The 13,557-nt window shown below is 50.7% G+C and carries 9 protein-coding genes and 1 pseudogene; 3 read left to right on the plus strand and 7 right to left on the minus strand.

Annotated elements, in window-relative coordinates; translation table 11 throughout:
- Window positions 1-103 precede the first annotated feature (103 nt).
- Complete coding sequence (locus GEI7105_RS29910; protein ID WP_017660343.1) at window positions 104-1,879, plus strand: mechanosensitive ion channel family protein; 1,776 nt, start codon at window positions 104-106, stop codon at window positions 1,877-1,879.
- A gap of 142 nt (window positions 1,880-2,021) precedes the next feature.
- Here GEI7105_RS29910 and GEI7105_RS0110060 read toward each other — a convergent pair whose 3' ends face one another.
- The 5 genes from GEI7105_RS0110060 to GEI7105_RS37060 all read right to left on the minus strand — a co-directional run bounded on the left by GEI7105_RS0110060 (window position 2,022) and on the right by GEI7105_RS37060 (window position 10,326).
- Entirely contained in the window at window positions 2,022-5,306 is a 3,285-nt protein-coding gene (locus GEI7105_RS0110060; protein WP_017660344.1) for a glycoside hydrolase family 15 protein, read from the minus strand.
- 127 nt (window positions 5,307-5,433) lie between these two features.
- Window positions 5,434-5,994, minus strand: a complete 561-nt coding sequence (locus GEI7105_RS0110065; RefSeq protein ID WP_017660345.1) for a DUF3122 domain-containing protein — start codon at window positions 5,992-5,994, stop codon at window positions 5,434-5,436.
- A 365-nt stretch (window positions 5,995-6,359) separates the two neighbouring features.
- On the minus strand, window positions 6,360-6,941 hold the full coding sequence (locus GEI7105_RS0110070; RefSeq protein WP_017660346.1) for a Tll0287-like domain-containing protein: 582 nt from the start codon (window positions 6,939-6,941) through the stop codon (window positions 6,360-6,362).
- Between the two features lie 187 nt (window positions 6,942-7,128).
- Complete coding sequence (polA, locus tag GEI7105_RS0110075) at window positions 7,129-10,002, minus strand: DNA polymerase I (protein WP_017660347.1); 2,874 nt, start codon at window positions 10,000-10,002, stop codon at window positions 7,129-7,131.
- 69 nt (window positions 10,003-10,071) lie between these two features.
- Entirely contained in the window at window positions 10,072-10,326 is a 255-nt protein-coding gene (locus GEI7105_RS37060; protein ID WP_144053742.1) for a hypothetical protein, read from the minus strand.
- A 270-nt stretch (window positions 10,327-10,596) separates the two neighbouring features.
- Between GEI7105_RS37060 and GEI7105_RS0110085 the strand changes: the two genes are divergently transcribed.
- Both GEI7105_RS0110085 and GEI7105_RS29915 read left to right on the plus strand, forming a co-directional pair.
- Window positions 10,597-11,109, plus strand: coding sequence for a pentapeptide repeat-containing protein (locus GEI7105_RS0110085; protein ID WP_144053743.1), 513 nt, complete (start codon window positions 10,597-10,599; stop codon window positions 11,107-11,109).
- A 317-nt stretch (window positions 11,110-11,426) separates the two neighbouring features.
- Window positions 11,427-11,933: pseudogene (locus GEI7105_RS29915) on the plus strand (Uma2 family endonuclease); the annotation flags it as partial.
- Window positions 11,934-12,316: 383 nt separating this feature from the next.
- On the opposite strand, the gene GEI7105_RS29920 reads toward GEI7105_RS29915, so the two are convergent.
- Together GEI7105_RS29920 and GEI7105_RS29925 are read right to left on the minus strand one after the other, a co-directional pair.
- Window positions 12,317-13,072, minus strand: a complete 756-nt coding sequence (locus GEI7105_RS29920; RefSeq protein ID WP_083862350.1) for an AAA family ATPase — start codon at window positions 13,070-13,072, stop codon at window positions 12,317-12,319.
- A gap of 60 nt (window positions 13,073-13,132) precedes the next feature.
- Window positions 13,133-13,557: hypothetical protein (locus GEI7105_RS29925; protein WP_035492507.1), on the minus strand; the 425-nt coding region annotated here is incomplete at its 5' end.

The following is a 13,557-nucleotide window of genomic DNA, read 5'->3' on the forward strand; positions in this document are numbered from 1 at the left end:
TTAAATCCTTGTCAGTCAAGGGTTTTGCTTTTATTTTACCTTTTTTACCGTTTAAGTCCCGCTAAGTTGTCAAAGACGTTTTCTCGAACGGGGTGAACTACTCATGTCCAATCCACCCTCGATCGCAGTCGTACTGCGTCGCATTTTTGCCGGACGGTTATCGCGGCGTATCGTGCGCTTTATCCCGATCGTATGGCTGGCATTTGCCTCGATCGCCATTATCGAACCTGGGATGACGCCCCCTGTCGTCGCACAAACTCCGCTTCCGCTTCCGGTGCCAACGCAAGGCGAACTCGAATCGGCTCCCGTGCGACTCAACGGATTGCCGATTTTCGAGGTAGCCTCGAAGCGACCGAGCGAGAGTGGGAACGCGAGCATCCCTCCGATCGAACGGCGGGTGGCAGAAATTGAAAGCGTCCTCAACACCGTTCTCGAACAGGGGTTCGATCCCGAGACGCTGCGCGCCTATACGCAAACCCTCAACAATCAACCGATTATCCTCGTTTCGGACGATCGCGATTTGTCGCCGCGCGTGATAATGACGGTCACGGAGTTAGACGCGGAACTGACGGATACTCCGGTAGAAACCCTGGCCCAGCGTTGGAAAGACAGGCTTCGCGATGCTTTGATCGAGGCGTGGCAGGAACAACAACCTCAAGCCCAACGCCGCCGGACGAAAACGGCGATGGTCATCGCTGCGGTAGTCGCCGTTCTAACGCCAATTTTGTGGCTGTTGCAGCGTCGGTTAAAACATCGATATCGAGAACTCTCGAGTCAGCGACATCTAGAAGATTTACCGTCTCCGGAAGATGAGATCGCCGCCGCCGAATCGCGATCGCCGACTCGGTCGATACAATTTCTCAATGCCTTGATTCCTCAAATCGCCCTCGAACGCCGTATCAGTATTGCGATCTTGCTGCGGCGCGTGTTGCAGTGGTTGCAGGTGGCGCTGGTATTGGGCGGAGCGATCGGGATCTTGTTCCAGTTTCCCGAAACCCGCGCTCAATCCCTCTGGTTGTCGGACGTTCCGCTTCAACTGCTCGGCATTTGGTTGACGGTTAGCATCGCCAACAAAGCCAGCGATATCGCGATCGACGGCTTTTTACAATCTTGGGTCGAACGACAGTCGATCGATCCGAGCGCCTCTCAACGCTTCGTTTTGCGTGCGCCGACGCTGGCCGCCGCGTTGAAAGGGATGACCAGTTTCATCGCCGGATTTATCGGCGTCCTCTGGTTCCTCGGCTTACAAAAAGTCCCCCTCGACTCGTTGTTAGCTGGGGCGGGGATTTTCGGGGTTGCGTTGACGATCGTATTTCAGAACCTCATTAAAGACCTCATCAACGGGATTCTGATTCTTTGGGAAGATCAGTTTGCTGTCGGCGACGTGATCGATGTGGGGTACGGTGCGGGATTCGTCGAATACATGAATCTCCGCATTACTCGCATTCGCGGTGACGGGGGACGGTTGAGTACGATTCCCAACAGTCAAATTAACGTGGTTCACAACCTCACCAAGGAATGGTCGCGGATTGACTTCCGCATTCGTGTCACCCCGGACACCGATGCGATGCAGGCGATGCAAGTAATGAAAGACACGATCTCTAAGATGCAAGCCGATTCCGATTGGAGCGATCGCATTATCGATCCGACATTGTTAATCGGCGTCGAACTGGTAGACGAAACGGGTATCGGGATTTTGATGTGGATTAAAACCAAACCCATCGAACAGTGGAACGTAGAACGGGAATATCGCCGTCGCCTGAAGTTAGCCTTCGACGAAGCGGGAATTCGCATCGGTATCCCCCAACAAACCATCGCCCTTCGCGAGAGCGATCGCTCGAACAGTCACCAGCCTTTTACAGTGAACCGCGAACAGTGAACAGTGAACCGCGAGGCAGTGGAGACAGTTGACAGTTTTTTCCTTCTCTCCTGCTCCCCTGCTCCCCTGCTCCCCCTCTCCCCCTCTCCCCCCTCTCCCCCCTCTCCCCCCTCTCCCCCCTCTCCCCTTCTCCCCGGCTTGGCTACACCGACGCTACCGCTTCGTCTTCCGGCGATTCGTCGGGTTCGCTGGCGGTGCTGCTGAGGAACTGGAAGGCTTTGACGATCGCCTTGGCGCAGATGTAGGGAGAGGCTTCGTAAAAGCGACTCCAGGCGGCGGCTTTGTCCTCCTCGTAGCGATCGATCCGTTCGGGATAGCGTTCGTTCCACGCCAAACGCACCGCGTGACCGATCAACACGTCGAGAACGATATAGTCGGTAATTTGTAGGTCGGGGTTGCGATCGAATATCGCTTTTAACTCCATCAAAGCTTCGATGGTTAAATGTCGGTATTGCGGGGATTGAATTTTGTTGAGCAACCACTCGACGCGCAAGGCGAAGTTTTTCTCTCCCGGTGTCATCTCTGCCAAAATTAACTCGCTATCGAGGCGGTTTCGACTTTCGAGTTTGTCCCCGATGACCAATCCTTTACAGTGTTTCAGAATCGTCCAAACGCCGGGATAGAAATTCTTGGGAACTCGTCCGGCTGCACCGTCCCGCTTGCGTTTCCGCAGCCAATCTTCTGGTTGTCCGTCGCTGTCTTCGGCGGGAAGCACCTGCCAATCGATCGCCTTTCCGAAAGGTTTGACGCGCAAGGATTCCTGTTGTTGCAAACGGCGATCGAATCCGGTGTATCCGGTAATCGCCTGTCGCAGTCGCGTTTTAATCTCAAACGGACTCAACTGCATTAATTTCCCGTAGGCTTCGTCTTGCGTCACGCCAAATTCGCTGACGATTTCGCTGGCTAACAACAAAATTAAATAGCCGACGCGCAACGTCAACAACCCGTCAAACAGCGTCGGTTCTGCTTGAATGGTAATGCCTAAATAAATTAGAATTTCTTGTGTTAAGACGCGATCGCGAATATCTTCTCGACAGAAATGGGCGATTTTTTCGATTAACTCTTCGTAAGGCAACGGACTCGTAATCGACGAATCTTCGCTGTACGACTTGCCGATCGCGATGTGTTTTTGACGCACCAAAATGTCAGTAACGGCTTCGGAAAGTCCGATACTCATCTTATTTAACAACGCCGCCGCGTAACGCACCACCGCCCAGTGAACCTGAACTTCGCCGCCATCGACTTTCACGTTGCTGGCGCGATTGTAGAGTTCTTCGAGCAAGTCTGCCACCGTGACTTCTCTGTCGCCACCGAACCCGGTATCGAACTCCAACCCTTCCAAATTCACCAGAGTATGCAGGATTTCGACTTGTTCGTAAATGTTCTCCGAACGGCGCAACTGCTCTAACAACACCTCTACATCCCGCTCGCATTCTAAGCTAAACTCCTGTGTCGGCGTCAGGGGTTGGCTTTTGGCAGGGTTGTAAATCAGATAGGAACTGCGAACCGTCACCTCTTTCGGGGCGGGTTTGACGAATTCGGCTTCGTGGAGGAAGTTCACCCGTTCGGTTCCCGAAGTCAACATCAACTGGTTGAGGCGTCCGAGGCGAACGGGAGTGTTTTCACATTTACCGTCTCGCAGTTGCAACATCAGGTTTAACAGGGCATCCTGTCCGATTTCCACCAGTTGCCGAGTCAGCATCAACACCATCGTCGGACGCCCCAAGTCGTACCAGTGGCGAGAGGTGTAGGCGATTTCGCTTTTGAGTTGCGCGACGAGGAAGTGGTAGTCGAGGGTTAGGTAAAACTGTTTCTGGTTGAGGAACGAGGGCAGAAAGACGATGGTTTCGTCGCGAATGCGGAAAATGCGCGAGGTTGTGAGACTCCGCAATCGCCGAATGGGACGACCGCTTAAATTCAGTTTGTCGTTGCGTCCGATTTGGTGGTAAATCCAAGTCAGTTCTTCGGCATAGCGAACTTGAATCGGGTCGATGCGATCGGGGGTTTCGGTGGCGATGCCGTAGGTGGCCAGTTCGGCTTGTAGGTCTTCGTCTTCGCTGAGAAGGGCAATTTGTACGACGGATTGTTGGGTTCCGTGGCGTTGCAAGTGCCGTCCTAGGGGGTCGATATCGCCGAGTTCGATGAAGCCTTCGTCGAGAATTTGTCCCAGCCAGTAAAGGCTTTGCGCCCACACGAGGGGGACGTTTTCGTTGGGGAGGCGTTTTTGGGAATGGGGGTTTTCCCGTTCGGCGTCGATGAGATCTTCAGGGACGTAGTAGAGTTCGGGAAGCAGCTTCCAGCCGTCTTTTTCGACGAGAACGGCGTCCAATTTTTCGCGATATTCTTGGATTCCCTCACGATCGCCCTCGAACAAGCGATCGAGGTATAAGTAGGCAAAGAACAGCGGCCACTCGCATTCGATATGCTCGAATTGCAGCAGTTCGTGAGGTTCGTAGTGCAGTCGGGTACTATCTTCGATCGCGGTTTGGTGTCCGTCGCGCAGGAACCGCTTGCATCCGTAGTTACCTTGCAGTTTTTCGACGATTTTACGGTAGGTGCGATCGCGCAAAGCCCGGTCTTCGACGGCGAAGGCGGGAAATCCGATGACGCTGAGGGTAGCAGCATCGACTTCTTTGGAGTTGGATTCCCGAGGGAGTAAGGCTTCGAGGGTGATGCGGGCCCGGGCGATATCGTCGGGGAGGGCGTGAACGACGGAGTTGCGATCGCCCCGCATCCCAAATAAGTTAATGCCATCGATGGCTTCGAGAGCCGCTTTGGCCATGCCGATGGAACTGGCGTTGAGTTCGGGTTTACCGTGATTGATTTTGTTGCCCCGTTCCCAAATGCCGTAATCGGGGGTGCGATAGGCGCGTCCGATGTAGTACACCAGGTTCTGCACGAAGTTCACTTCGTCGAGACTGAACACGATGTTGAGTCCCGAGGCGGTCATTTGTGCCAACATCAGCAAAAAGACGGAGGTGGCGTCGATTTGCAGGTGTCCCCATTCGTTATCGCCGACGACGATGTGGCCGGTGTTGGTGTCGTATTTGGCGTGGAGGGCGTCGAGGGGGTCTTGGGTATGTTTGAAGCGTTCGACTTTCGCCGCTTGGCGCATCATGGCGCACAGCAAGCCCCGCATGAGTTTGACGGTACTTTGTTCGAGTGCGTAAGCCCGGCTTTGTTGGCTGTCGAGTTTGCGGTAGGCCAGGCCGAGACCCCAGACGGCGAGAATGCTGTAGACGTTATCCCGCACCCAGGCATCGGTGTAGTCGCCGTGGTCGGTGATAGCGGTACTGGCGGGTAAGAGTCCGGTAACGGGATGTTGTTTGGCCAGGATGACGCCTGCGATTCGGGTGTAGAGTCGATCGAGTCGTTGCAGGCGATCGAGTTCGAAGGGGGTCGAAGGGGAAGAAACGGCGGTTGACATTGGGTTCGGTCGAAATGGCTCTGTTTGAGGGTAACGTGCTGAGAAACGAGCGATCGTTGTATCTGTTACCGAGAGTCACCGCCGTTTTGTTTCAGTCGTCGTTTTTAAGATGTGATGGGGCGCAGAACTAGGACTGAAAATCGGCGACACCCCCGGTTTCGTTCAGCACGTCTTGCCATTCTAATATAACGGGATACGGAATTTGCAGGATGCGATCGCCCTCTCGCACGGGAAGGGTCAGTTTTAAGGTGCCGCGTTCGGGGAGTTGGTTGACGACGGCGTTGAGTTGGTATTCTCCGATGTTGGGGGCGGGATTTTTTTCGGCGAAGCGATCGGGGGCGGTAAGGGTTTGACCGCGATCGGTCTCGATTTTTAATTCGTCGGGATGGACGAATTCAACGGCATCGGGAAATCCCGCTAACCGTAAGTTCGTCGTTGCGATGGTTTCGTTGTCTGTCTGTTTGATGCGTTTGTATAAAATGACTTGCCAAGCGTCTCCTTTGCTGTCTTTTAAGGTATGTCTGGCTTGGTAGACGACTTGTCCGGGGGCTTCGGTTTGTTGTTGGATTCTGGCAAACGCCGGAGGTACGTTCGCCGACAGGTTGACGGTGGTAATGGCGAGGAGAAAAACCCCCAGAACCATCAAAGGTTTGAGAACGGATTTGAGAACCTGAAAAACAGATAGCATAAGCGATATTTGTCAAGCGTAATTTACAAAAATTTTAACGCAGGATTGAGGAGAGCGATCGTATTTTTAATAAGGTTTTAATTTTGGGGAACAGGGAATAGGGAACAGGGAACAGGGAATAGGGAACAGGGAACATCCCCATCAGATCCCTGGCATCTTGGAGATGCTGGGGATCTCGCCAGAAACCTAGCTAGCACCGAGAGGGTGAATTTCGTTAATGAACGATCGTTAACCTACACTGTCAATTTTAAAAATATAAAAACCCCAACATTTTCAAAAAGTCAGGGTTTAAAAAATGCAAAATTTTATCGACTATTTAACTAGATTTTGAGTTTAAATTTTCAAAAAAAATTTGAACTCAAACCTCAATCCAGATAAGGAATAAATACCGAATACATCCCCCGCAAATCGCCCACTTCAAAATCGTAAGCTAAATCTTGAGGATACTTTTCTTTCACAAACTTCGGGCGTTCGTTTTTCGCGCCGTGACACGCCAAACAACTGGATTCGACGTTAATTCGACGATAATAACGAGTTCCCGCTTGTCCGTCAATCGTTTCCTCTTGCCAAAATCCTACCAAATTGAGGTTTTTCTCAAACAAATCTAACGCCTCACTTGCCGTTTCCGTATCCGGGGCGTGGGCGGGATTGCGATATTTCTTCGCAATTTGTTTGACTTGCCACCCAGTTTCTTCTCCGAGTTGTTTCGCCCGCATTCCTACTGGTTTGCAGACTTCTTTCATCGTCTGAAGAGTGGGTTCGGTGGGGCTGTCTTCGATGGTAGACGCCAACCCGGAACGCATTCGATCGATCTGTTCGATTTCGTTAACGGCGTTCGAGAGTTCCGCCGGATCGACTTGTTGCGCGCGAGCGGGTAAACTCCATACAGTGAGGCAGCACAGGGCGAGAACGAGACTCCACACCCCGCGAACGAGTGCTGTTTTCATGGTGCTTTCGTCCGATAAACTGCAAAGAGCTACCCGACAGACATCAGCTTTAGGGGGTTGTCGGCGTTGTCCGAAATCTTACGTCTGTCGAGTAGTTATTTACATTATAACCATGTAGTTGAATATGTAAAGCAATTGGTGATGGGATGGGGAAAACCCCGTTCCCCGTTCCCTATTCCCCCATCAACTACTTCGTTTCCATCCAGTTGTCTCCAGCGTGGATATCCACAACCAGGGGAACGCTGAGATTTACAGCGGATTCCATCGCCTCTTTAATCTGCGGTTGTAATCTCTCCCACTCCGACTCGGGAAGCTCGAACACCAATTCGTCATGAACTTGCAACAAGAGTTGGGCGTCGTAGTCTCGCAACAAGTCGAACAGCTTCACCATCGCAATTTTAATGATATCGGCACTGGAGCCTTGGATGGGGGCGTTCGCCGCTGCCCGCAACGCTTGGGAATCCGCCAATCCGAGACGTTTGAACTTGTCGAGTTGGATGTCGTCGGGGTTAGAACCTTGCAGTTTTCGCAGACTTCCCGATTCAAAGTTGAAATAGCGACGACGCCCTAAGAGGGTTTCGACATAACCGTGGGCGATCGCTTCTCGTTTCATTTGCTGAAGATACTCGAACACTTTGGCGTAGCGATCGTTATAGCGATCGATAAAGTCTCGCCCTTGGGCGGTACTCACTCCGGCTTCGCGGGCGAACCGTTGCGCTCCCATTCCGTAAATGACGCCGAAATTAATGGTTTTTCCTAACCGTCGTTCGTCCGAAGTAACCTCGTCTTTTTCAAACAATAATTGTGCCGTCAAACGGTGTACGTCTCGGTTGTTTTGATAGGCTTCAATTAATACCGGTTCCTGACTCAAATGTGCCAAAATTCGCAATTCGATTTGAGAGTAGTCGGCAGCGGCGAGAATCCATCCGTCTCGGGGAACAAAGGCTTTACGAATTTGGCGGCTAAACTCCGTGCGAATGGGAATGTTTTGTAAGTTGGGATTCGAGGATGACAAGCGCCCAGTTGCAGTAATGGCTTGGTTGAAATCGGTGTGAATGCGGCAAGAGTCTGGATGTACCAGTTCTGGCAAAGCATCTACATAGGTGGATTTCAGCTTCGATAAGGTGCGATGTTCGAGGATGCAGTCTACGACGGGATGATCCCCTTGCAGTTTTTCTAAAACAGCGGCGTTGGTGGAATATCCAGTTTTGGTTTTACTGGTTTTTCGCTTGTCGAGTTCTAGGGTTTCAAATAATAACGTACTCAGTTGTTTGGGCGATTTTAAATTAAATTCTTCACCGGCGACTTTATAGGCTTCTCGTTCGATGCTATCGAGTTGAGATTCGAGTTTTTTCGATAAGTTTTTGAGATATTCGACATTGATGCAAATTCCCGAATACTCCATCTCTGCTAAGACGGGTTCGAGGGGAAGTTCCACGTCGTTATAGAGTTTCTGCAACTTGGGAACTTCGGCGAGTTGTTGACGAAGTAGGGGAACGAGGCGATACGTGACGTGAACGTCGGTTCCGCAGTAGTTGGCGACGAGGGGAATGGCTATTTCGCCGATGGTTTTCCCTTTGGGAACGAGTTCTTTATAACTTTGGGCGGTGATGTCGAGGTGGCGAAGTCCCAAATCGCTGAGGTTGTGGGTGGTTTCGGGATCGAGAACGTAACTCGCCAGCATGGTATCGAATACTACGCCTTTGAGATCGATTCCTTGGCTTCGTAAGACGAGGCGATCGTACTTGGCGTTTTGTAAGGCTTTGGGGTATTCGTCGCTTTCGAGAATCGGGCGCAACGCTTCTAAGACGGTGGTTTTGTCGAGTTGCGTTCCGCGAGTATGTCCGACGGGAATGTAGGCGATCGCATCGGCTGCGTCTCCCCAGCAACAGCCCAATCCGACTAATTCGGCGTCGATGGGTTTGGTACTGCTGGTTTCGGTATCCCAAGCGACGGGGGTTTCGGGGTGGGTGTGGCGTTGGAGGCGATCGATCAGCGCTTGCAGCTTCTCTTCGGTATCGATAATCTCTGGGGTAATGTCGGAGTTTTGCGGCTGTTGGCTGTTGGCGGTGTCTTCGGGGCTGAAAAACCAAGTATCTTCGTCTTCAGCTTCGGCGGGGGCGTCGGCTGCGGGTTGGGTTCCCCCGAGTTGGGTTTGGAGGTGGTGGAGGTTGTCGAGGAGGGATTTCAACTCCAGTTTTTCGAGGATAGGGCGCACCTTGGCGGTGTCGAAGCCTTGGAGTTGGTAGGCGTTCCAGTCGATGTCGAGGGGAACCTCGCACTCGATGCGAACCATGAACTGGGTGTGATAGGCTTCCTCTTTTCCGGCTTCGAGGCGTTTTTTCTGGGCGCCTCGGATCTCGTCGATCGCGTTGTAGATTCCGTCGAGGGAGTGGTAGGCGTCGATGAGTTTGACGGCGGTTTTTTCGCCGATTCCTTTGACGCCGGGAAGGTTATCGGAACTGTCGCCGCAGAGGGCTTTGAAATCCACGACTTCGGCGGGAGAGACGCCGAGTTTGTCTTTGACTTGGGCTTCGTGGTACTCGACGGGTTGGGCGTTGCGCCCTTTTCCGTAGCCGCCGGGAAGGTGCAAGACGCTGACGTGGCGTGCGTCGTTGACGAGTTGGAATAAGTCGCGATCGCCGCTGAGGATTTTGACGGTAAAGTGGCGATCGCTGGCGTGGCGGGTGAGGGTACCGAGGATGTCGTCGGCTTCGTAACCGGGGGCGGTGAGAATGGGGAAGTTGAAGGCGTCGAGGAGGGTTTTGAGGTTTTCGACGTCGGGAATGAAATCTTCTGGCGTTTCGGGGCGGTTAGCTTTATAGTTGGCGTCGGCTTCGTGGCGAAAGGTGGCTTCGCGGGTGTCGAAGGCGATGGCGACGTAATCGGGGTGGTGGCTGGCGATGGTGTCGAGGAGCGATCGCACGAAGCCGAAACAGACGCTCGTGGGAATACCGCCAGATGTACGCAATCCGCCCTCGCGACTTTTGGCGAAGGCGTAATAGGCGCGATAGGCGAGGGAATGACCGTCTACGAGTAAAACGGTAGGGGAAGCGGACACGTCGAGTCTCCCAAAGCGTCGTTATCTGTTCGTTATTGTACGCTTTTTCGGGAGGTGACGGGAGCGAGGCTAGGGTTGGGCGGGAGATTCGCTCGAAGGTGTCTCGGGGGTGGAGGTGGAGCGATCGAACGACGACGAACCGGTTGCCACCATCGCTATTAAAGATAAAACTAAAATTGCCCAGGCCCCGTAAAGTAAGAAGCGCTCTTTGGTACGCTTGCGGGGGGGCGATGGAGAGAAGGTTGCCGGTGTGTTGTGAGGTTTGGGCGAGGCTTTAAGGGGAGATGGAGATTTCAACATACAAGAGACGGTTGGGCAATCCATAGTGTTGAACGAGTCGAGTGGTTCGGCGATCGCGCTTTATCGCTAGTGATTATTATGCGGTTGTCGTCTGAAGAAACTCGACGATCGATGTCGCCCCTGATGGTGAGGCTCACCCCTTCGGCCGGTGAGTCCAGTATCGATTTTAGGTGAGAAGGTCGGTCTTTTGGGGCGATCGATATCACTGACCCCTGACAGTCTGTCTTCTGAATCGGTGAACTCTAGGTGGTATAACAGTTTGGATGAGAGACCGTTGAGGGACAGAGGCCGGAGATGAACGATCGCAAGGTTTGGCGGAGACTGATGCAGTGCGTCGCGATTGTCGCGATGGTGGTGTTGGGGTGGACGGGAGTTCCCGCGACGGCGCGGGCGCGAGACAATACAGTAGACTATACGCTGACTGACTTGCGCTATCGGGATTTTGCCCGAGCCGATCTCGAAGGGACTTCTTTCGCTGGGGCGAACATGAAAGGGGCAAACTTCCAAGAGGCGAACCTCCACGGTACGATTTTGACGAAGGGTAGCTTTTTTGAGGCGGATTTAACCGGAGTCGATTTATCGGAATCTTTTGCCGATCGCGTGGTGTTCGATCGCGCCAATCTCTCCAACGCGATTTTTACCGATGCGATCGCCAGCAGCAGCACGTTTATCGAAGCAGACATTACCGGGGCAGATTTCTCGGGAACGATACTCGATCGCTATCAAGTTTCTCTGATGTGCGATCGGGCTGACGGCATCAATTCCGTTACCGGCGTGGCTACTCGCGACAGCTTGGGATGTCGTTAATCTCTTCTCCCAATTCAATTCATCCGAGGATTCACCTTCCCGACTTGTCTTCAAAGCCAGAATGGAAGATTTTTACCTCATCTGGCTTCTCAACGACTTGGCTTCGATCGAACTGGGGTGAAATCCGATTAGAAAACGGTCTTGTATATTTTTAAAAACTCGATTTGGAAAAATTTTATTAGCCAAAGTCTACAACCCGTAGAATTCGCTCGAACTCGAGTAGCCGTTTAAACACTCGATTTAACGAACAGATTTAAAAATGACTTCTTCATCACAAAAAAAATCACTGTACGGTTTCAGATTTACAGTTATTTGATGACCCTAGAAATCAATACGAAATTATTAATGGAGAACTTCTCGTAACTCGCGTTCCCCATTGGAAACATCAGGAAATTGTGGGAAACGTCTATGCTGCGTTAAAAGCCTGGTGTCGAGAAACGGGTTTGGGACGAGCGGCGATCGCACCGGGAATTATTTTTTCGGAAACCGACAGTGTCATTCCCGATGTGGTGTGGATTCGTCAAGAACGACTCGACAATTCTTTAGATGAATCGGGACATCTAACGACATCTCCCGATTTAGTGGTGGAAGTCGTGTCTAAATCCCAGCGCGATCGCCAACGAGACTACGAACTCAAACTCAAACTCTATTCGGCGGAGGGAGTTTTGGAATATTGGATTATCGATCGACAGTTACCAGAGTTGAAAGTGTATCGTCGCGAAGAGTCGGTGTTGAAACTGGCGGTGACGTTATTTCCTTCTGACACGCTTACAAGTCCGCAACTTCCCGGTTTTCGCTGTCTGGTTTCAGAATTATTTGATTAAAATTGTAGGTTGGCTTGAGGAACGAAACCCAACGTCTCACCAGCAACATTCAAACAGAATCCTAGAACAGTTGCGTCAAAAACACCTTTCCAGCCTTTTCGAGATCGCCGTCGATCGTAAATATTAAAGTTCAAATAATGGATCGGCTTTTCGATGAGTTTGTGTTACAAAAAGAAAAATAATTACAGTTAGTTCCCTATAAAACTGGAATTATTCGCAGCGATATTTTTCTAGATTTGTGGTTGAAAGTGTCTGCGTTGTCAGTGGAAAAAATGTCGAACGCGATGACGACGTTGCAATCAGATTTAGAGAGTACAGAACGCCAATCTAAAAAAACTAAATAGTTTTAGGCTGAGATTAATTTCAATAATTTTTGTTGCGATCTATCTCTGGGCAGGTAAAGCAATATCCTCAGTTTTAAGCTGTAACATTTCAGCTTTTGTCACGTTGGATAACTTCACGAGTCGGCTGGATTGCTTTTCGATAGTTTTCTCAAAAATATTTCTCACCAATCGACCGTTTCCGAAATTTTTATTTCGGTTTTCGTACAACTCCATTAAGCCATTGAGGAGAATCGATCGCGCCTCAGAAGTCAACTCAAAATGGTGAGTTTGACAAAGAGCATCGAATATCTTCAGTAAATCGTCAGGAAGATAGTCTTCAAAATAAAAATATCGGTTAAATCGAGACTGTAAACCCGGATTGGATTCGATAAACCGTGACATTTCGTCACTGTATCCAGCGACAATCACCACCAGACGATCGCGATAATCTTCCATTCGTTTGAGGAGTGTATCAATCGCTTCCTGTCCGAAATCGCTTTTCGCACCTTCTGGCTTTAGCGAATAGGCTTCATCAATAAAAAGAACGCCATCTATTGCCGATTCAATGACCTTTTCAGTTTGTTTAGCCGTGTGTCCGATATATCCCGCCACAAGTCCAGATCGATCGATTTCAACGAGATGACCTTTTGCGAGAATGCCAAGTTCTCGATAAATCGAACCAATTAAACGCGCAACAGTCGTTTTTCCTGTTCCTGGCGGTCTGCAGAAGACGGAATGTAGCGAAATTGAGATCGGGGTTAAATCATGACTTTTTCGGAGTTCTTGGATTTTTAGGAAGTTCGCAAGCTCTTTGATTTCCTGTTTAAGGCTTTGTAATCCGGCTCTTCGGAATTTAGGGTGACAGAAAAACTAACTTCACGAGATTTCAAGGGTTTTGGCTCTCGAATTTTCGATTTTTTGTATCATTTTATACGTTTTTAACCACAAACTCCGAAGACCCTGTAATCCTACTAAACTGTCTAGTTCAGAAAATATGATTTCTAAATTATCAAAAGAACTTCCGGACTTACTCGGAGAGTGCGTTGAAGAAACTGAGGTTTTAAGTTCTTGTTTGAGTTGGGTTAATTCGTCTTCAATACTGTTATCTCGATCGAATGATTGAATTTCTTCTATTCCAGCGTCTCGTGCCTGCTGTTCTAAAAGTTCTTGAACTGTTGGATTCCAGCCATATTTGAATCCCAGAACCTCAGCCAGTTTATTTGGCTCTTCGGAGTTTAGGGTGACAGAAAAACTAACTTCACGAGATTTCAAGGGTTTTGGCTCTCGAATCTTCAATTTTT

This window comes from Baaleninema simplex PCC 7105 (genome assembly GCF_000332355.1).
Classification (GTDB): domain Bacteria; phylum Cyanobacteriota; class Cyanobacteriia; order Cyanobacteriales; family Geitlerinemataceae; genus Baaleninema; species Baaleninema simplex.

Bases quoted from the DNA above. Each gene is read 5' to 3' on its own strand.
- GEI7105_RS29910 (WP_017660343.1), top strand. From the start codon at position 104: ATGTCCAATCCACCCTCGATCGCAGTCGTACTGCGTCGCATTTTTGCC.
- GEI7105_RS0110060 (WP_017660344.1), bottom strand. From the start codon at position 5,306: ATGTCAACCGCCGTTTCTTCCCCTTCGACCCCCTTCGAACTCGATCGC.
- GEI7105_RS0110065 (WP_017660345.1), bottom strand. From the start codon at position 5,994: ATGCTATCTGTTTTTCAGGTTCTCAAATCCGTTCTCAAACCTTTGATG.
- GEI7105_RS0110070 (WP_017660346.1), bottom strand. From the start codon at position 6,941: ATGAAAACAGCACTCGTTCGCGGGGTGTGGAGTCTCGTTCTCGCCCTG.
- GEI7105_RS37060 (WP_144053742.1), bottom strand. From the start codon at position 10,326: ATGGATTGCCCAACCGTCTCTTGTATGTTGAAATCTCCATCTCCCCTT.
- GEI7105_RS0110085 (WP_144053743.1), top strand. From the start codon at position 10,597: ATGAACGATCGCAAGGTTTGGCGGAGACTGATGCAGTGCGTCGCGATT.